We start from the raw sequence: 19,107 nt of genomic DNA, 5'->3' as shown, positions 1-19,107 counted from the left end.
TCGGCATGGTCGCCGTCGGGCAGCATGTCCAGCCTCGTTCACGCAAGTGGGCGACGAACGCAGCCTGGACCTCAGTCCATTACTTCCTTGCGCTACGCGGCCCGGGCCGCGGACGTCACCGTCCGACGGGTGGGCGTAGGGCAGTGCTCCCAGGTCATCGCGACTGGCCACGACCTGAAGCCCGCGGGTCGTGTGTTCTCGAATTGCGCAACGACTGCGGTCGGTTAGGGGGGATCATTCCCGGGTGGAGCCTGCCCCTAATTATGATCGCCACAGAAACGCCTTCTACGCCGCAATGGCTGAGGAGTTCCTCAACACCGAGCCCGCCTCTGTCATTGGCCAGCTCGCAGCAGCCCAAGGTCGAGTCCACTCTGAGGTCGCCGCCAAGCAGATCCAGGCCTGGCGCACCTCGATCGAGGCGCTGCAAGCTGCGCTGTCTCGTGGTGACGCAGGGGCGACCGCTGTGGTTTTGGAGTTCCAGATGCATCGACTCCGCAAGCGCCTCGACGCCGTCGTCCTCGTCCCCGGAGTGGTCGTGATCGTCGAGTTCAAAGTCGGCTCCGACCGTTTCACCAGCGCGGATAGAGCCCAGGCAGAGGACTACGCGCTCAGCCTTCGAGACTTTCACCGCTATGCGCAGCAAGGCATCGTCGCGCCGATCCTCTGTGCCACTGCAGCCGCATGCCTTGAGGGCGGCGGAGCGGTGTTCGAGGGGGTGTCGAGCCTGGCGATGACCGGCATCTCGGACCTCGATGTCGCCATTGGCAACGCTCGCGCACTAGGCGAACAGGGCTCACCACCGCCTGCGCCCGAGCGGATGCTGGCTGACTTCCTCGCGGCTCCTTACCGTCCGACGCCTCACATCATCGAGGCAGCTCGCAACCTCTATGCCGGCCACCAGGTCAAAGACATCGGCCGTGGTGGAGCGGCAGACGAGGCGCTGGAGGCCGCGGCGAACACATTGACCGCGATCGTTCGCCAAGCCAAGGAGAACCGCGAGCACAGGGTCTGCTTCGTCACTGGTTCGCCAGGGGCCGGCAAGACCCTGCTAGGTCTGAACCTAGCGATCGTCGACCGGGACCCGGATTCCCCGGCGGCGCTCCTGACTGGCAATCGGCCGCTTGCTCATGTGCTGATCGAGTCCCTGACCGAGGACGCGGCTCGTCGCAACAAGACGACGAAAGGCGTTGAGCGTCGTGCGGTGCGAGCGGCCATCCAGAACCTGACCGACTACTTGCGCGAGCACATCTCCGGTGAAAAGCCCCCTGAGCACGTCCTGGTATTCGACGAGGCACAGCGGGCCTGGGACGCCAAGGTCGGCAGCGAGCTGATGCAGCGCGCCGCATCCGAGCCCGAGCTTTTCCTGGAGATCCTGAGCCGTCTCGACTGGTGCTGCCTTGTCTGCCTGGTCGGCCCAGGCCAGGAGATCAACCGCGGCGAGGGCGGCTTGCGGCTCTGGGGTGAGGCACTGTCGAAGTCGGTGGGCGGAGTCGACTGGAAGGTGCACTCTGCACGCGAAGCGCTGGAGGACTGCGGAGACCTCCCCGGACTGGGGTTGCCCACTCCGCTCGTCGCGGCAGGCAGGTGGACCGAGACGCCACACCTCGACCTGGGTGAGCCTGTCCGCCATCACCGCAACACGCTCTACGCGAACTGGGTAGCCGCATTGGTCGCCGGCGACATCACCCAGGCGCGCTTGATCGCGAACGACATGGCCACTCCGCCTGCCTTGCTGACTCGATCGCTTCTAGATGCGAAGCGCTGGCTGCACGGTCATGCGCGCGGCGGGAGATCGGTGGGACTGCTCGCAAGCTCAGGCGCAGTCAGGCTCCAGGCTGAGGGGCTGCCGCCAACGCCACAGTCACGCGACCTGAACGGGATCGGTCACTGGTTCCTCAAGCCCGCCGACGACTACCGATCCAGCGGCGCGCTCGAGGTGCCGCTGAGCGAGTTCGGATGCCAGGGCCTTGAGGTCGACTACGCCGGCCTGTGCTGGGGCAACGACCTGATCTGGTCTGACGGATGGGCGCCGCGCAAGATGCGCGCACCTCGCTGGACCTTCATCAACGATCAGCAGCGCCGTGCATTCCGACTCAACGCCTACCGAGTCCTTCTGACGCGAGCCCGCGCCGGCATCGTCATCTACGTGCCCCTTGGCACGGAGTCCGACGCCACTCGCCTGCCCGCCGACTTCCAGGGCATCTGGACCACCCTCCGTGCGGCCGGCGCCCAGGATCTTGACACACGAGATGAGCTGCCTTGACTGCGGTGACGCGGACGCCACACGCGGCGCCACCGCACGTGATGCTCGATGTGTGCGCCGACCGAGCCACCCGCTCAACGACCTGGAGCGCGATTGTCCGCTCCTCTAGCGCCCTTGCGGGTCCGCCCTCGCGACGGTCAGACGCACCGCACCGCCAGCCCATTGATCGAACCCGGGAGCAGCTGACCGCGCCCAGGTATAGTTGGACGGGTGTGGTCAGAGTGGCCGGTGATGCATAGCACGAGTTACTGCCGATTTGATGCACGACACGCCGGGCAAATGCGGCGCGTCGCTCAGTTGGTGACCTACGTTCGATGGTATGTCTTCCACGAGCCCCGCCACCTTCACGTTCGTGGACCTATTTGCCGGTGTCGGTGGCTTCCACGCGGCCCTGAAGGCCTACGGAGGGAAGTGTCGATACGCGGTCGAGATCGACCCGGCAGCAGCCGCCGTCTACGAGCGGAACTGGGGCCGAAGCGGCGGCCGAAGCCCTTTGGCGGACATAACCGAGGTTGCCAGCGCCGAGGTCATGGACATCCCGAGTCACGACATCCTCGCCGCCGGGTTCCCCTGCCAGCCATTCTCCAAGTCCGGCGCCCAGCGGGGCATGGACGAGACCCGCGGGACCCTGTTCTGGAACCTCGCCCAGATCATCACCCAGCGCAAGCCGAAGATCGTGCTCCTGGAGAACGTCCGCAATCTTGCCGGTCCTCGCCACCTCCACGAGTGGCAGGTGATCATCGAGACCCTCCGAGAGGAGGGTTACCGTGTCTCAGAGACCCCGGCGGTCTTCTCGCCGCACCTGCTCCCGCCCGAGCGAGGCGGGCGGCCGCAGGTCCGCGAGCGGGTTTTCATCACCGCCACTCACAATCCTGCCGGAATCGACGACGGGCTACCCGTCGAGCCTGTCGCCCAGCTCGGCCGGCGTATCGACGGTTGGGAGCCCCGCTCTCAATGGAACCTTGAGGACCTCCTTGACGACACCAGCGACATCGCTGGATGCGGCCTCAAGGACAGCGAGCGCCGCTGGATCGACGCCTGGGACGAGTTCGTCCAGCTCTGGTACGAGGCCGCTCACGGCCGCCGCCCGCCAGGCTTCCCCATCTGGGCTGACGCGTGGGCTGACTACGACAAGGTGGTCCGCGCCTTTGACGGCGAGCCGACCTACCGCGACCTCATGGACGCTGACCCCGAGCTGCCCCGCTGGAAGGCCGGGCACCTCGCCAAAAACTACGCCCTCTATGGCGCTCATCGAACTTGGATCGACACCTGGTCCAAAAGGCACGACATCTACACGGACGCCTTCCCCGTCTCGCGCCGCAAACTTGAATGGCAGGCTCAGGACACGCCCCGACTCTGGGACACCGTGATGCACCTGCGCCCCTCGGGCATCCGCGCCAAGGCCCCTACCTATCTCCCCGCGCTGGTAGCCATCACGCAGACCTCGATCATCGGGCCACGGAAACGTCGTGTCTCCCCGCGCGAGGCCGCGCGCATGCAGGGCCTGCCCAACAGCTTCGACTTCGGAGACCAGCGACCCGCCGCGACTTACAAGCAGATGGGCAACGGCGTCAACGTCGCTGTTGTGTGGCACATCCTCCGCGAGCACGTCGCCCGCGACGAGGACATCCTCAAGCGCACCGCCCCGGGGAGACGGATCATCCAGGCTGTCCTCCAGGACGCCCCGCGCTCGCCCGACCAGATCCTTGAGCAGCACGTTCCCGCAGCCCTTTAATGCGGCATCCGCGCAGGTCGGTAGGTGCTGGCAAGGTGGCCAGAGTTCCGGCCGGTTCCTACGCGGGGCCCAGGCATACTCGATCTAGCGGCTACCAGGGGTGCCGCTCGTCGTAGTCGAGTTCCAGCCAGGCCGGCGCACCTCTCAGCTATTACGACTCCCAGGCCACCGCTGGGGCTGTGGGACGCCTCGAAGTGCTGCTCTGCTCGTGGGCCCTTCGTCAGTCCCCGAAGCCCGAGATGTCATCGGTGAACTCGACAAGTGGGCGGGCCTAAGATCGGCCGCCGTTGAGCCGGAGGACCTTCTCGGTATGTGCGACCAGGTCCATTTTGTCCGGGTGCTCGCCTCTCAACCGCTGGATCGCCTCGGCGTCGTAGTTGAAGGCGTACCCGATCACGCCGACGCGTTGGGTGAAGCCGTACTTCTGTAGCCTGGACGCGTCGTGAAGCAACCCGCGGTCCTTCAAGCATCGTCCCGACGCCGAAGTTGTTCCGGTTGCCGTTGTCGCCGAAGAACTCGATCTTCCTGACCTCCAGACTCCACTCCTCCTGGTCGAGGCTGAGGTCGTCGGTGGCGCAGACATGGTCGCACTTTGCGCGCTTGACCTCGGGATACTTGATCCCGATCCGATCCTTCGCCGGTGTGAGCAGCTCTCCCGGATGTGGCAGGTCCCACATCACGTCGATCGCGCCCACGGCCTTGTCTCGCTCAACGCCTTGAACGAGGTGTGGTAGACCTCGCCGGTACGCGGGTTCGCCCGGACTTCCTCGGTTTCCAGATCGATGTACTCCGCCGCCTCGGCGTAGCGCTCTACAATCTGCTGCAACTCCACCCGGCCAACGCTAGATCACAGGCGCTTTCGAGGTGCTACCCGCGGCATAGAGACTCGCATCTCTGGAGGCCATATCGGGTGAGAGTGAGTCAGTCGACACCAGCGTCCCGCAGCGTTGACCAAGTCGGCAGGTCATCGGTCGTTAGGTCCGATCCTCGAGCCACTAAGTAGCGGTTGGCACCCGCGATCGTTCGGGTTCTGCCGCGACTGAGCCCACCCGGACTGCTGAGCTTCGACGTCGCCTACGATCGTGTGGGCGAGGCAGATGCGCTTGGCCGCCACCATGTCGGAACAATCTTCCGCGGCGATACGGTGCGCGACGTCATCGCAGATATCAACGTGTAGGCGGGAACGTGCGAACGCCCATGCTGCGTCGATCTGCTGGACACGGGCCAGCTCGGTCACGAGCTCACGCTAGAGCGGCCTGTCCCTATCGCGCCCTACTGGAGAGCAAGGATGTCAGCGAACTGACATCCGAGCGCAGCGGCACTGCTGTCCGGGAACTCTGCCTCCCACCTCATGCCGCGAACGCCGGGCACGGGGAGCGGGGCTGGCAACGCATCGGCCTCGACGTGTCGTAGCCCAGCTAGGGCCGCGGTTAGGTCGAACTGCACGCCCGTCAGCAGTTCGGGCGGCGCCCCGGCCGTCGCGAGGATCGTGCTGCGGATACGCGCGACGGTCTCGCCCGGCAGGTCGGCGAGCGTGAGGTAGACCTCGCTCACCGTCGTCCCATGTGCGACGAGCGGAAGCACAACGGATAGGAAGGAGACGCACACCCCCGGGACCTCTGTCACCTGCCGGGAGCTCACCCAGTGGACTCGCTCCGCTGCCGTCGTCGTTTTGATCTCAAGTCGCTCGCCGTTCGCACTGAGGTCGAACGCATCGTCGATGGCGGAGTGCCACCGCTCCGCCATCGCAGCGCGGTCGTTGGCGTACGCGATGGCAATGAGCTCTCCGGCGAGGCCGATCTCGACTTCGCGAGTGACGTTGCTACGTAGGTCTGACTCGAACAGCGCCTGCAGGGCGTGGATCGCGGGACCGAGATCGAGAGGGGCGACTTGCGCGGTGCTAGCTAGGCCGCTGAACACCGCAGTCACGGCGGAATGGAGGCCGTCCCAGTGCTCGCTCGGCGTGAGGCGCAGGATGCACACGTCCTCCAAGCGCCCGTACGTGCCTAGCGGGACGAGGTCGGTGGCCGGCTTGAACTCGAAGTTGCGACCGGCGAGCGCTTGCACCGCCGGTTGCTGGGGACCGACGAATACGAACGCGCCAGATCCGGCTCTGCCGACTCCGGTCCGTGCAAGCCTGTCGAGCACTCCAAGTGCCACGTCCTCCTGGCTCGCGGGTGCCTTGTCGTCGTTGATGGAAGTTGCGATGTCCTCGTAGGACAACGAAGCCGTCACTGCTTGACGCCGATCATTCTGATCGCGAACCCGTCAGGTGTCTGGATCGTCATCGCGAGGCCACCGCCGAGCCGAGATGACTCATCTCCCGAATGAACTGCTAGTGGCTCGATGAGCATCGTAATGGCGTCGTAGCCGAGTGCGGCGATAGGGGCACGTTGAGCATCACCGATATGTGGGACGCCGATGCGCGCCTCGTCGTACCACTCGTGTGGCTGCAGCGCAGACTTGTTGCTCCACGCGTTCTCCCAGATCTCGAACGCTCGAGTAGGCGGTGCCTGGGCCAGCGCACGAACCGGGAGCGCCGCTAGGTCAGGGCTGTGGCCACTGGCTGCGACCTTCAACTCGTCGAGACCGCGGAAGATGACCGTGAAGGGGAGGTTGGCGAGTCCGAGGTCACGCAACCTCGGGCTCAAGAGCTCGAGCGCGACATCGCGCTCGGCATCGTCACGCCCAGCGAGGCGCAGCGTGCGCAGTAGGCGCTCGACCTCCTCGGCGCCGCACTCGACCAACTGCCACTCGTCAAGGAGATCGCGCGCCACGTTTCCGTCCTCGAGCCAGGCGACGAACGCTCGGGAGTTGTGCTGGAAGGCCTGCGGTTGTACGAATTGCCGCACAGCCAGAACTTGACGCTGGCGTGAGATGTCATCGAGCTCGCGCGTACGTACTGCAAGCCGAGTTGGCCGCGCTCGGTTTGTCGGTCGGGCCACGTACCAAAGCGAAGGCTCCTCCATGCGTAGGTTCTTGTCCTGCGCGTCCCACTCTTCCGCTGTAGCCATGAGAACGCGCTCCACGTGAGCCAGGTAGCTGAGCATTTCAAGGATGTCAGCGAGCGCGTGAACCGTCACGACGTGCGCGTAGGTAGAGCGGTAGCCGCAGAAGCGCATCTGCTGCGAGACCGTGTCCTCGTTGGACGTCTGTGCGATGCGGGTGAAGTAGGTCGTGGTGAGCTGTGGGAACGTGAGTCCGCGGCCGAGGATGTCGCCGCCGATGACGATCCAGACGGGGTGGGCCTCCCAGGCCGCGCTTTTGATAGGCAAGGCGCCGGCCTCGGCAGTCGGGCGAGTATTGCTGGAGTTCACGACTCGAACCTCGACTTGCCCGATGAGCTTGCCGATCTGGTAGAGGTGCTCGATGCCGAGGTCGTCGGGAAGGTCGACTGTTGAGCCGGTTGCTGTGTTGGCTCGGCTGATGATCGCTGACCAGGCCTGGGCGAGTTGAGTCGGTGCCATCGAAGCGTCGTTCGCGCGGATCGCGTCTTCGAGATCCTGGCGTAGATCGGCAAGTATCGTCTGCACGCTGCCGTAGTCGATGACGTGGTCCTGAGTCTTCGAGCTTGTGTGCACGAGCATCTGGACCGACCGCATGCCGGCGTGGGCTGCCTTGTCGCCACGTCGGTAGAACGCATCGGGGTGGTGTGCGCGAAGCCAGCCCGCGCAGAGCACGTCAGCGACGGCGCGTCGCATGCTGGCCGGTGGGTGGTCAGCTGACCTGTTCGCTGTGGGCCAGTCTGCGACTGTGACACGGCCATGGCGTTGCGCCGGGTCGACGAGATCAGCGACGCCGAAGTATTCAGTTCCTGGTCGGGTGACTGCGCAGTAGTCGGGCCTCAGGGCGCCGTCGAGCTCGGTGAGGAAGATGGCCTGTGGGGTCGCGGTGTATGAAAGCCAGACGTGGTGCTTCGCGGCATCGCGAAGTGCTTTGAGCTCGGCGTAGGTTGCTGCCTCCTCGTTCCTCCTGGTCGCAGCGTTCGGCGATGCCTGGTCCGCCTCGTCGTCGATGATGAGAGCGGTGACGCCCTCGCCGAGCTCTTCGGCGACCTTGCCGAAGAGCCATTTCAGCGCGTCGACTCGGGGCTTGGTCTTCATCGAAACCAGGATCGGTAGGCGTTCGGGCCACAGTCCCTCACCCTCGCGCCAATCGCGACGCTGCTGGGTCCGCCGCACCACGCTTTCCAGGAAGGCCTCATTCTTCTCAGCTTGCGCTCGCGTTGGCACGGGCATTGCGATGACTGGGCTGGAGGGCAGACCACTCAGGTCACTGTTGATGCGGTCGGTCGTCTGGCCATTGAGTGCCTCGGTGACGCCTGTGAAGATGACGGCGACATCGCACCGGTCCGCGGCCCAAGAGAGCATGCCGAGCTGGCTGCCAGTCTTTCCTGACTGGACCTTTCCCATGACCAGGTAACAGACCCCTGCCATGTCGCGTTCCAGCAGCTGTTCCTCGGCGCGGCCACTGAGGCGCTCAAGGTCCTCGCTGAGCCGTATGGCGTCGCCCGAGCCAACGTCCTCGCCGACTGCGCCAACGAACTCTCGTCTCTTGGCGTTGAGGTACTCCTTGAGGGCTGATGCCCCAGGCGTGGCTTCGCGAAAGACGCTCATCTACTCCTCCGGGAGGTCGTCGGGCTCAGGGTGCACCAACTGCAGGATCTGGTTCATCTTCTGTCGTATGAGGTTCCGTTCAGCACTCTCGACGAACACCTCGGCTGCGCCCAGCGAGAGCGCGACGCGTGTGAGCAGGGTTCGCATCGCCACATCGATCGGTGGCAGGTCATCAAATAGAGGGTGGGCCTCGTTGACGACGATCTCGTGCGCTCGACAGTGCTTGTCGTCGGTCACCGTCAGGAACGGTCTGGTGCGGTTCGTGGAGAACCGCAGAGCGAACGAGTGTGTATGAATCTCTCGGTCGGTGATGGTGAACCGGTACGCCGGGGAGTCCTCGCCGAGGTCAGAGGCATCGTTGTCGGGCGGGTTGTGGCTGATCTTGCCGTCGGCTGCCTTCTTGAGGTCTTTCGCCGCTGTGGTCGACGCTGTCGAGAGTCGCTTCTTGTCGACCTGGCTTCGCTTCCTGCGTTTGAAGTTGACCGCCATGGACCACAGGTCGAGCTTCGGGTCCTTCATCTGGGCGAGCACGTGATCGACGAACTCGGCCTCCTCCTCAGGAGTCCAAAGCGTTGAGTCGGTCGTGATCGACTTGCCAAGGGCCGTTACATCGAACTCGCCAATGTAGCTTTGCGAGCGATACCCGCCGGACTGGCCGAAGATCTCCCGAGGACGGAAGCCTGAGTTTGAGTCGTGTATCCCATCGAGTGGAGTAACACCGCCGATGCCCTTTCCTCGGTAGTGCAGCGTGAACCCGCTCAGTTCGCGGCTCATCGTCTCGAGAATGCCCACCCAGCCCTCGATCACCTTTCCGGTGCTGAGTTTGGCTCTGACCTTCTTTCGCCATTTTCGCTTGCGAGCGCCTTTTTCCGGTCCGTCTGGAGACGGCCAGAACGGCTCGCTCAACAGGGTCGGTGGCGCGAACGAGAGCTGGGTTCCGTCTAGGAAGAGTCGAACGGGGTGTGCGGTTCCGTCGCCGATGTCGGCCACCTCGCCAACGGAGAGGAACTTTCGGTAGATGGATGGTAGGTAGGCAGCGACGGTGGCACGGGTCTTGCCGGCGACGGGCGCGTTCTGCCAGAGCCCCTCTACGGTGATCCGAGTACCCGAGTGCTTTCTGCCTTGGATTGAGCGAACAGTCGCGTTGGCTTGAGGTTGAGTGCCGGACTCGCCGAGGTCGATCTCCACTTTCCAGCCCCGCGGTTCGCCGAGTGGCCAGGTCTCGATCGTGAGGTGGCGTCCCCACCAGAATGCGGCTGCTTTCATGCCCACGCCATGAAGGTTCAGGCCAACCGAGGTGTCTTTGGGTGGCTCTCCAGTGCGAAGCGCTCGGGGTAGGTCCTCGCGAGCGATACCGGCGGCGTTGTCCTCAACCACCAGTCGTCCGACGCGATCATCGAACGAGATACGGACGTCGCAGACGTATTTGGAGCCATAGGCGTCGGAAAGACGATTGAGGTTCTGGAAGTAACTGGAGATCGAGTTATCAACGAACTCTCCCAGGGCGTACCAAGGCGTAAATGAAAGACTGCGGAACATCCGCAGGGCAGCCGCGTCTGGACGGATGTCGACCACGAAGCCCTCGTCGTTGCGACTCCCCGATGGCATCGCCGCCCCCTTTCTCGAACCGGTCTCGCGACCATACACAGTCGTCATGGGATATGTCGGTCAGAGACGACGGTGCTTGCGCGCTGCACCGGCCTGCCCTCAGGCGGTTGGGCGTGCGCGAGCACCCTTAGACGGTCGACGATCAGGCTTTAGGCCCTCGACCTGTTGCGCACGGTAAGGGGACGCGTTCCATGAGGTGGCATGCTCCGTTTCGTCGCCGACTCGGTATCGGGACCGCGGCAGGCGCACATCGGGCTACGTCGAGATTAGGTCCGGTTCTGCGCTGACGAACGTGGCGCGACCGGGCACGCGCATTGGGTGCGAAGAGCGGGGCGCTGGTGACTGGCGCGTGCGAGACGTGGCGCCGTCCTGATCGCCTGCCCGGTCGCTGCCCTTTGGTGTCTTGGCGGACCGTGTTGGAGGCGACTGCTGGATCGGAGGGAGGCCCTGGCGATGCTCAGGATCGATTGCCCCCGTTGCCGCAGAGGGTCTTGTTGAGGCCATGCATGCGCCAACCTGGCTCGCGTAGCGCTCGCGCCACTCGGTGAGTGCTCGAACCGGGCAGGTCAGGGTGTTGCTTCCTTTGGGAATGCCTACCTGTTGACCTCGTCTGCTCTGGTCGGTCTTGGACCGGCGAAGCGTGACCACGATCCCGTCCTCGGTCCATCTGAGGTCACGCCACTGCAGCTCCACGCGCCTGAATGCTCCGGCGAACCCGAGGATTGGCAACGCGCGGTCTCGCAGTGTAGTGCTACAAGGGCGCGAAGGAGGTCGGCTGCACGGACCGCGGTGATCCTCTCGCCAGGCGGGGCCAGTGCGGTGCATCGTGACTTGCGGACTCGGAAGACCGACTTGTGGTCAGCGGTGTCTGCTCGCGTGGGGAGCGGCCAGTGGCAACAGTCGTGACCACTTGCCGGCATCGGCGGTCGAGTGCGTTCGCCATGCTGTCAGTGGTCCGCGACTGCGGCTAGGTCGCTAGTGTCGAGGATCGTGCGTGCTGCTGGGGCGCCGGGAGAGGGGGTCGTGAGGCGGACGGAGTCGGCCTCGACGTGCACCTGAGACCACTGCAGTCGTGAGATCGCGCCGTCGCTGAGTCCGATAGAGCTCATAGTCAGATCGCGCGGTCCCGGGCACGGCGCGAGGTGGTCGGGTCGGTGTCGACGTCGCGCAGGACGTATCTCGGGTCGTCCATTCTCAGGGCTGCCATCGGCTCGTGGCGCTGACTCGGTGGATGGGCGCGGCTCAGGCCCCTAAGGAAGGTGGTCATCGCCGGGTCCTTGCCCGGTGGGATCAGGCCGGCCTCCAGGTGCACTCGATTGACAATAGCCATCCATCCGCGCAGGGTGCCGAGGGCGGCACCGGACTCGCCTATTTTGTCGGCCAGGTCGAGCATTACGGTCTCGGGCTGCGAGGGCAGCGACGGCGGGTCGTGGGCGTCGCACCAGGCATCGAAGAGGCGCCGCCGTCGGGCGTAGCCCAGGCGCGTGCGCTCGGTGACGGCCTGGGAGAACAGCTGAGCCGTCTGGACGACCAGCGGCTCGAGTGAGCCGGTCCTCTCGGCGGTCGCGCTCGGGTCCACGTTGCGCTGCTTAGACGCGCGCCTTGCAGGTGGGGCCAAGAATGCCTGCAGGCGGGCATCGCGAAGGATCGCGCCACCGCCTGCCCGGTCGCCTCGCCGAGTGCTTCTCCCGGTCGCCTGGCACGCGCTCTTCTGACGCGGACGACGAGGAAGCCGAGGCGTCATCTCTGCTGTCCTCGGTCGAGCCTCGGGTGGCTCAGGGTCGAGCGCGGTGCTGCCTGCCGTCGTGGCTGCGAGGAGCGGATGCCTCGACTTGGCGAGTCCACCGTCTGAGTGTGCCGCGCGCCGCGCATGCGGCTATAGCGTCTAGGTCAGCAAGCGCAGCCGACGGCCGGTGAGGACGCGACCGGTGACCAGTCACATCGGACCTCACTCGCGCCGTCGCCTTGCGGATCGACGGAGGTGGTCCAGCGACTGGGCCCGTGAGGCGGAACAGAGGGGTGAAAGGGGAGCAAGTGAGCAAGGGATACCAGTCCTGGGCCTCCTCGCCTGCTGCCCGCCGCACGATGCTCGGCAATCGTCGTAGCGGCACTCGACCTGAGCTTGCGATCAGGAAGGTCGTCTTTGCTGCGGGTCTTCGCTACCGCGTTGATGCTCGTCCTGTGGCCGACTTCAACCGGCGGGCTGATCTGGTCTTTCGGTCAGCCAAGGTGGCCGTGTTCGTGGACGGCTGCTTCTGGCACGGCTGCCCAGAGCACGGCACCCAGCCCAGGACGAACTCCGACTACTGGTCCTCGAAGATCGGCAGGAACGTCGCGCGTGATCGAGACACCGACGCAGTCCTGGGTGAGGCGGGCTGGAGGGTGCTGAGGTTCTGGGAGCATGATGACCCTCGAGCGGCTTCGGCAGAGGTCGTACAGGCAGTACGCGGCGACAACGGTGCCCTGCCAGCTGAGCGACCTGAGCGACCTGAGCGACCTGAGCGATGAGGTGCTCCCCGGCGGCTCTCAGGAGGTGGAAGGCGCCGGGACACATGCCGGAGGAAATGCCGACCGGGCGTCGAAGCAGGAAGGTCGGCGCAAGTGGGTCGCAGCCACGTGCGCACCAGCAGTCGTCAGCGGCTGTGTCATCAGCCGTGTCGGTCGTGCTGGTGTTGCGGGTCGATATCGAGCGTTGCCCTCGCCGGTGGGGTCGCACCTACGGGGGCGCATCGCGCGGGTGTGCGGGCATGCCACGGAGCGAGGCAACTGGCCGCGCAGGTTCGGGGGTTCGTCATGTCTGCATCGCTATGGGTCGTCGTCGCGGTGACCGGCGTTGGGGCGCACGTCATGTGCTGAGGCGTCGACGAGGGGGCCGCCGGTGAAGCATGTCCCGTTCTCGGCTACTCGCGATGACACGACAGGGGCCTTCGTCGTCTCGGGCGACATCGAGAAGGCCGACCTGCGTGAGCTCCTTGAGGCGCTCGAGACCACCGAGGACACGGTGACGATCGACTCGAGCGCGGCGTTCTATCTGTCGAGCTAAGTGCTAGGCGCACTCGCTGAGGCCGCCCATGAGTCGGACAGACGCCCGGAGCCCCCTGCCTTCGAGATCACCGCGGCGGCGGGCTCCATCGCCGCGTCTGTACTGACAGTGACAGCCGTCCCGTTCCGGACGACCACCGCCCGCTAACTGTTCTGGCGTCGATGGTCGAGCTGGGATGCAGCGAGCAGTGAGCAGCGAAAAGGGATGCAGCGAACAGGGATGCAGCGAGCAAGGCTGACCGAGCCGAGCGATCTCAGGTCGGACCGAGCCGAGCGGTTCTGGTCTGCCACGGCTGGGCTGCCTGGAGCCGGCGGCGCACGCCTTCACTGCCCACGCGGGCGATCGACTCCAGGCTGCCGCACACTACGAGTTGGGTGCGCGCCCGCGACAGTCCGACGTAGAGCATCTCGCGGGCTCTGTCGTTGTCCTTAAACCCGTTTGCCGCCAGAACGACAACAGGGCGCTCGAGGCCCTTGAAGCCCAATACGTGGCCGTAGAAGACGTAGTCGTCGTCGAAGAAGTCGTCTCGGTAGGCCTGCCAGCCGCTGCTCGACTGCGGAGGTGTGGACATTGTGGCGGTGCTTGGTGGTCAGCAGAGCGATCTTGCCGGCCGGCCACTGGTCCAGCAGCGTGTCGACGACCTCGTCGGCTACCGCGCAGGCGTCGTCCTCGGCGCACTCGGCAAACCAGACCGGCGGGCCCTCGAGCCCGCCGTACTGCATCTGGCTGGAGGCCAGGCTGCCGAAGACCTGCGCGATCCGCTTGGTGTTGCGGATGCTCTGACGCAACTCGAACGGGGGGATGTCGATCGGGGGAGTGGCCCGACGGCTGAAGACCCGCTGGTCCTCGTCCATGAACACGTAGATGCGTCCCTGGGAGGGGTCACGCAGGCACAGCAGCAGCGAGTCCCACCACCTGTCGCCGAAGTCCTGGGCCTCGCCGACGACGATGGCCTCGAACCGCTATGAGCCGGCGTCGCTGCGGCCAGGCCGCCCAGTGCGGTGGGGAGCTCGTGCTCGTAGGAGTCGGACTCGGGCCCCTGTTGGGCCGGGCGCTCCCCACGACAGCGCGAAGTCGTGGAACAGCCCGACGTAGGCCGGCCGATGACGCCAGTCTGCTGTCGTGCGTTGCAGGAAGCGCCCCAGGCCGCGTGAATAGCAGACCAGCGCGACACGCTGGCCCTCGGCCGACAGGCGTCGTGCCTGCTCCAGCGCCAGCCACGTCTTCCCGGTGCCCGCGCCACCGATGACCGCGAGACGCGAGTAGTGCCTCAGGCTCTGCAGCACGCCGGACTGGTCACGAATGAGCTGCTCGACGCGCTGCTCGTGCTCATCAGCGATCGTATGGGGCTCGTCGCTGCCGCCGACCTGAGCGGTAAGGGTCGCGATCAGGTCCTCGACAGCATCGCTCGAGGCTGGCTCGTACCCGTCGCCACCCTCGACGGCTGAGCGGATCACCTCGGCTGCGTGCTGAAGCCCGTCTGCGTCGATGACCAGGTCGCGTGGGCAGTCGGGTGGGCTGGCGGTGGCGGGCACCCGCATGTGCGGCATCGCGATCAGGTGCTGGATCCGAGAACAGCCAGCCGCACCGCGACCGGCCTTGAGAAGGCGCTGCAGGGCGTGCCTGGCATCTGACGCCTGCACCAGCGGGTGCCCGATCGGACGGCGCTGCGACCCGCGCGAGCTCCACCACCGCGCATTGGAGTCACGCTCGACGTGCCTGCCCTTGACCTCGATCGCAGCGATCCCGACCCCCGGGCCACGCCACGAGCAGGTCGATCTCAAACTCGCGGCCGTCCTCGACGATCAGCTGGGAGTAGAACAGCGCAGCCTCGTCCGGGAGCTGTGATGCCAGCGCCTCCCACACGGCACGCTCACCGTTGCGGCCCTCGCCGAACACCGGGTCAGGAGGATTAACAGAGCCATAGCCTGAGCCCGTCACGAAGAACCCGACTTCTTTACCAAACTCCGAACACTGTCGGTGGGTCGAAGTAATCTCCCGGTATCAACCTCGAGGGCTAGCCAGAGCCGGTCGACGAGGCGTACCGGGCCAGGTGATTTCGCCTGGCGCGGCGGGTTGGAGCGTCGGGCTGACTTGGGTCGGTCGCCGCGCGTCAACCAGCCGTAAACAGCCCGGGGCGACCAATTACGCGCGCCTTCGCGCACATCCCCAGACCAAGCAAGGCCCGCCACAAGCGGGAGACCAAGCAAGCCAGTGAGGAGCGTAGGTGGATCTGGAGCAGTGGGCAGCGGCGCTACACGACAGTCTTGCCACGCGCGGGGGTCCTGGACGGCTGCTGTACCTGTACGTGGATCGCGCCGATCTTGCTGTGGTCAGCGGTCTGGCGGATCCCGATCTGGCCCTCGACGACCTCTGCGGTGCCTTCCGGGCAGAGCAGACGGTCGAGCCGTTCGCGCGGCAGGCACGCGCCGCTGAGCAATGGCGCCGATCCGGTTGGGTCGGTCCGTGCCCGTTCCTGCCGGCGCTGGCGATGACGGTCCTGGCAGTCACCGAGGAGCCACTGGGCAGCTCCCACGGCGTCTACCGCCGACTCAACGACCTCCTGGGTCTGGAGCCCGACGCCAAGGAGCCGCCGGGCTACAGCAGCCACGTTCCGCAGATGTGGCAGATCTGGAACGAATGGCTCACCACCGAGGGCGCGCACTACGGACGCCCCAGCGCTCGCAGCTACCCGCCCTACGTCTACCAGGGCTGGGCACGCAGCCAAGGCATCATCCGACACCGCGAGCGCCTGCTGATCGAGGACTTCGTCGCGGGAGTCCCGCATGCCCGCGGCCGCGACACCGACCGCGCAACCTGACACAGCGAGCGACCGGAACGACGGACCAACGGACGACCTCAACGAGGCCAGTCGGCTGCGGGAGCGTCGAGCCTGGCTGGAGACGCTCGCCGACCACCTGCTCGAGTGGCTGCGCCTTCGAGGACAGGATGGAAAGCGCCTCGTCGAACTCTTGGGCGAGGAATCACGCGCGATCGTCATCGACGTGCTCGGTGACGAGGCCGACCGCCTCGCAACGCATAGCCCGCGGGCCCCGGGCGCGAGCAGCGGGGATGCTGCGTGCGACGCTGATGTACGACCAGTGGGACCGCGCGTTCGGCGGCTGCCTTGAGGTCGACGAGCGTCTATGGGGCTCCACCATCCACGTCGCAGGCGAGGAGTACGAGCTCTCCGGCGCAGACCTGCGCGTGCCGATCCCGACAGCCGAGTCCGCCAGTGCCCTGCTCAGTCGAGGTGAGTCCTGGGCGCTGCGCCCCGGCCTGACCCTGCGGCTGGCGCCGACGTCCGCCGTCGTCCTGCACGAGGACCCATTGCTCGGTGCACTCGTCCAGGTCAGAGGCAGCACGGCGGCACGCAGCTACACCGTCCTCGTCCGCGACGACCTGATCGCACGGGTCACCGAGGCACTCGCTGACCAGGCCCCTTTGAACACGGTGCCAGTCGGGTCAGAGGTCTCCGGATGGACCTGGATCCGGGCCGTCCGTCCCACCGCAGACTCCGCCGAGCTGCGCGCTCTGGGACTTGGAAGCCTCGCCATCGCAGCCAGCAGCCCGCTGGCGCTCGATGGCGGACTTCAGCTCGAAGGGCGCCTGTACCTGACCGGCGGAGAGCCAGACATCGTCGCTCCCGACACCGCGACCATCATTCTCGACGGCCGCGAGATCCACCGTCCTCACCGACCCGAGCCATCACGCCAGACTCTCAATGATCAGATCGAGTCGAGCGTCCTTGAGCAGAGCGGCCTGGGTCCGAGCGACCTTGGGCCGAGTGACGTTGGGCCCGGCGACCAGGCCACCGTCGTCGGCGCCGGGGACGGTCCTGGTGATCCCCAAGCCAGTGCAGCCGATCCGGGCCACGAGACTGCATCAGAGGAGGCAGCCGTCGCGGTCGCAGCCAGCGTGCGTGCTGGCTCTGTCGAGTCGAGAGGGTCATCGGGGCGGGCTGTGACGATCCGCCTGGCCGACCTCTACCTTGATCCAGGCGACCACGAGGTCCTCGACGAGGCTGGGCGCACGGTCACGTTCAGCACCGTGGCCCACATTCGAGAGACGCCCGACAGCGGTGGGCGCTGGTCCAGCGTGCTTGATGCTCTCGCCCCGCAGCCTGCCAATGTCACGCAGACGACGTCAGTCACGCCTGTGCTGCGAGCCAGCGGTGCGCTTGCCACCACTCTCGTTCCTCAAGGCGAGGCCGGGCGCATCCGCCTTCCTCCTCCACGCCAGGCCACCGGAGCCAGCAGCCTTCGCATGCTGCGAAGCCGTGTGTGGCCGAATCGACGAGCTCTCGTGCTTCGCGAGGACGGATCACTCGTTGAGGTCTTCCCCGACACCGAGCCATGGCTTGGCGAGATCGGGCTGCGCGCCGCAACCGTGGACGTGCTTCGCACCGTGAGGAGCATGGACCCTCGCCCCGTCCTGTTCATCGAGTACGCGGCACGCGCTGCACGCTGCATCGCGGTGGAGATCCCGTCCGATGCGGTTCTGATGCCCGGACAGGTTCCGTGGATGCCCGCCACCGATCTCGTCGGCGCCGTCGCCTCAGCCACCTGGCAGGCCGATCCGAGCGCAGACGCCGCACGACGACGGCTCCTTAGCCTGGCCCTGCAGCAGGCCCGGTCTGCCCCAGTGGGCGGACGGCAGCCTTCAGATGCCGGACGCGTCGGGAGCCACGTAGGCCGACAGCCGGGCCGACAGCCGAGCCAATCAGGCACAAGGACGCCCGCCGCAATCACCAGCGCGCCCGCCCCGGCGGTCTTCGACCCTCGCGACGATGTCCTCAGCGACGCCTGGGCCCAAAACCCCTACGACGACGTCCTCGGCTGGCTCTGCGAGCGCAGAAGCGCCTCAGCAAGCATGGCTTCGTTCGCTCAGGCATGGTCCTGGGCCTGTGAGCGCTACGGGCTGACCAGCATCGCCGACCGCAGCAGACTGGCCATCAGCCGTCTCAGCGACCTCGGGTTCATCGAGCCCGACTGGTCACGACACCGCATCAACGCAGCACCCGCATGCCTGATCGAGCTCCCCGCGAGCAGCGGACTGCTCCTGCTGGCAGGCGCACGTCCACCACGACTGCTCGAGCGCATCGTGGACGACGAGGACGCCAATGAAGCGGTCGCACACGCCACCGGCCTGTGGACCATCCACCGCCGGGTGCAGACCATTGACGACCTGCCGGCGGCTCCGACGGCCATCTACCTCGAGCTCGACACCGCACACACACCCGACGCCCTCGACGGACTTGCCGCCCTCGGCGTGCACACCACCGCGGACCCGGCAAGTCGGATCCTGGCCTCCCTGCCGGCCGCAGCCGAGATCAGCAACAGCGCCATCCACCTGACTGCCTCGCCCGCGCAGGACATCGAACGGCGCCGCCTCTCACTGAGCGGCACCACCGACTGGTCACCGGTCAGCCACGACAGCGCACCCGGCCTGTACCGGTACCGGCTGGTCCGCGGTGACCAGTACGCCTGGCGCGCGACGCCTGACGCGCCCCTGCTCGCCGTCACCCGGTCCATCGGAGTCTGGCTCGACGACGCCCGCCAGCAGGCAACATCCGAGCAGCTCCGGCGCCTGGTCCACCACACAGGAGCCCGCGCACTCGATGCCTCCACCCAGCTCGGCCTTCCGTGGCCCATCCGTCGCGCCCTCACCTTGAGAACCGGGCTCCTGCCGACACCAGGCGAGCCGCCGGCCGGCACCGCCCTTGACCGAGGCACCCACCACACCTATCGCAACATTGACTACGACACGGCCGAGCAGGTCGGCAGGATCCTCGGTCGCCCCCTGCTCCACTGACCCCTGCTCCACTGACCCCTGAATCACG

General features: G+C 66.2%; 14 protein-coding genes. 7 read left to right on the top strand and 7 right to left on the bottom strand.

The window, feature by feature from the left end:
• The first annotated feature begins 295 nt into the window (after nucleotides 1–295).
• Together FE634_RS12275 and FE634_RS12270 are read left to right on the top strand one after the other, a co-directional pair.
• Nucleotides 296–2,263 (top strand): DNA/RNA helicase domain-containing protein, encoded by a 1,968-nt coding sequence (locus FE634_RS12275; RefSeq protein ID WP_148240639.1) that lies wholly within the window; start codon nucleotides 296–298, stop codon nucleotides 2,261–2,263.
• Nucleotides 2,264–2,582: 319 nt separating this feature from the next.
• A complete protein-coding gene (locus tag FE634_RS12270; RefSeq protein ID WP_138876037.1) occupies nucleotides 2,583–3,998 on the top strand; it encodes a DNA cytosine methyltransferase in 1,416 nt (471 codons plus the stop codon).
• 676 nt (nucleotides 3,999–4,674) lie between these two features.
• Here the strand turns inward: FE634_RS12270 and FE634_RS21080 are convergent.
• The 5 genes from FE634_RS21080 to FE634_RS12250 form a co-directional block, all read right to left on the bottom strand.
• On the bottom strand, nucleotides 4,675–4,830 hold the full coding sequence (locus tag FE634_RS21080) for a hypothetical protein (RefSeq protein ID WP_187366694.1): 156 nt from the start codon (nucleotides 4,828–4,830) through the stop codon (nucleotides 4,675–4,677).
• Nucleotides 4,831–5,270: 440 nt separating this feature from the next.
• Nucleotides 5,271–6,221, bottom strand: a complete 951-nt coding sequence (locus tag FE634_RS12265; RefSeq protein ID WP_187366693.1) for a PD-(D/E)XK motif protein — start codon at nucleotides 6,219–6,221, stop codon at nucleotides 5,271–5,273.
• Nucleotides 6,222–6,229: 8 nt separating this feature from the next.
• Complete coding sequence (locus FE634_RS12260; RefSeq protein WP_138876035.1) at nucleotides 6,230–8,614, bottom strand: Z1 domain-containing protein; 2,385 nt, start codon at nucleotides 8,612–8,614, stop codon at nucleotides 6,230–6,232.
• Nucleotides 8,615–10,189, bottom strand: a complete 1,575-nt coding sequence (locus FE634_RS12255; protein ID WP_187366692.1) for an ATP-binding protein — start codon at nucleotides 10,187–10,189, stop codon at nucleotides 8,615–8,617.
• Nucleotides 10,190–11,333: 1,144 nt separating this feature from the next.
• Nucleotides 11,334–11,801 carry a hypothetical protein gene (locus tag FE634_RS12250; protein ID WP_138876033.1) on the bottom strand — a complete coding sequence of 156 codons (468 nt, stop codon included), beginning with the start codon at nucleotides 11,799–11,801 and terminating at the stop codon, nucleotides 11,334–11,336.
• Nucleotides 11,802–12,307: 506 nt separating this feature from the next.
• Here FE634_RS12250 and FE634_RS12245 point away from each other — a divergent pair.
• Together FE634_RS12245 and FE634_RS21075 are read left to right on the top strand one after the other, a co-directional pair.
• Nucleotides 12,308–12,730: a very short patch repair endonuclease gene (locus FE634_RS12245; protein ID WP_138877148.1), complete on the top strand. Its 423-nt coding sequence runs from the start codon at nucleotides 12,308–12,310 to the stop codon at nucleotides 12,728–12,730.
• A 370-nt stretch (nucleotides 12,731–13,100) separates the two neighbouring features.
• Nucleotides 13,101–13,265 (top strand): hypothetical protein, encoded by a 165-nt coding sequence (locus FE634_RS21075; RefSeq protein ID WP_187366691.1) that lies wholly within the window; start codon nucleotides 13,101–13,103, stop codon nucleotides 13,263–13,265.
• Nucleotides 13,266–13,518: 253 nt separating this feature from the next.
• Here FE634_RS21075 and FE634_RS12240 read toward each other — a convergent pair whose 3' ends face one another.
• The gene (locus tag FE634_RS12240) at nucleotides 13,519–13,836 is read right to left on the bottom strand and encodes an ATP-binding domain-containing protein (RefSeq protein ID WP_138876032.1); all 318 of its coding nucleotides are present in this window, start codon (nucleotides 13,834–13,836) and stop codon (nucleotides 13,519–13,521) included.
• Here FE634_RS12240 and FE634_RS12235 point away from each other — a divergent pair.
• Nucleotides 13,829–14,233 carry a hypothetical protein gene (locus FE634_RS12235; protein WP_138876031.1) on the top strand — a complete coding sequence of 135 codons (405 nt, stop codon included), beginning with the start codon at nucleotides 13,829–13,831 and terminating at the stop codon, nucleotides 14,231–14,233. The genes FE634_RS12240 and FE634_RS12235 overlap by 8 nt on opposite strands.
• Here FE634_RS12235 and FE634_RS12230 read toward each other — a convergent pair.
• The gene (locus tag FE634_RS12230) at nucleotides 14,228–14,806 is read right to left on the bottom strand and encodes a PhoH family protein (protein ID WP_187366690.1); all 579 of its coding nucleotides are present in this window, start codon (nucleotides 14,804–14,806) and stop codon (nucleotides 14,228–14,230) included. The genes FE634_RS12235 and FE634_RS12230 overlap by 6 nt on opposite strands.
• A 686-nt stretch (nucleotides 14,807–15,492) precedes the next feature.
• Between FE634_RS12230 and FE634_RS12225 the strand changes: the two genes are divergently transcribed.
• Both FE634_RS12225 and FE634_RS12220 read left to right on the top strand, forming a co-directional pair.
• Nucleotides 15,493–16,086 carry a hypothetical protein gene (locus tag FE634_RS12225; RefSeq protein WP_148240638.1) on the top strand — a complete coding sequence of 198 codons (594 nt, stop codon included), beginning with the start codon at nucleotides 15,493–15,495 and terminating at the stop codon, nucleotides 16,084–16,086.
• A gap of 251 nt (nucleotides 16,087–16,337) precedes the next feature.
• Nucleotides 16,338–19,079: a hypothetical protein gene (locus tag FE634_RS12220; protein ID WP_148240637.1), complete on the top strand. Its 2,742-nt coding sequence runs from the start codon at nucleotides 16,338–16,340 to the stop codon at nucleotides 19,077–19,079.
• Nucleotides 19,080–19,107: the final 28 nt, after the last annotated feature.

The sequence above is a fragment of the Nocardioides sp. S-1144 genome (assembly GCF_005954645.2).
Taxonomy (GTDB): Bacteria; Actinomycetota; Actinomycetes; order Propionibacteriales; family Nocardioidaceae; genus Nocardioides; species Nocardioides dongxiaopingii.
Note: the sequence above shows the minus strand (reverse complement) of the source record. Positions and strands in the feature narration are given on the sequence as shown.

What these genes read in the sequence shown, in the direction of transcription:
- FE634_RS12270 (WP_138876037.1), top strand. Translation starts at nt 2,583, where the DNA reads ATGTCTTCCACGAGCCCCGCCACCTTCACGTTCGTGGACCTATTTGCC.
- FE634_RS12230 (WP_187366690.1), bottom strand. Translation starts at nt 14,806, where the DNA reads ATGCGGGTGCCCGCCACCGCCAGCCCACCCGACTGCCCACGCGACCTG.
- FE634_RS12240 (WP_138876032.1), bottom strand. Translation starts at nt 13,836, where the DNA reads ATGTCCACACCTCCGCAGTCGAGCAGCGGCTGGCAGGCCTACCGAGAC.
- FE634_RS12275 (WP_148240639.1), top strand. Translation starts at nt 296, where the DNA reads ATGGCTGAGGAGTTCCTCAACACCGAGCCCGCCTCTGTCATTGGCCAG.
- FE634_RS12260 (WP_138876035.1), bottom strand. Translation starts at nt 8,614, where the DNA reads ATGAGCGTCTTTCGCGAAGCCACGCCTGGGGCATCAGCCCTCAAGGAG.
- FE634_RS12245 (WP_138877148.1), top strand. Translation starts at nt 12,308, where the DNA reads ATGCTCGGCAATCGTCGTAGCGGCACTCGACCTGAGCTTGCGATCAGG.
- FE634_RS12220 (WP_148240637.1), top strand. Translation starts at nt 16,338, where the DNA reads ATGCTGCGTGCGACGCTGATGTACGACCAGTGGGACCGCGCGTTCGGC.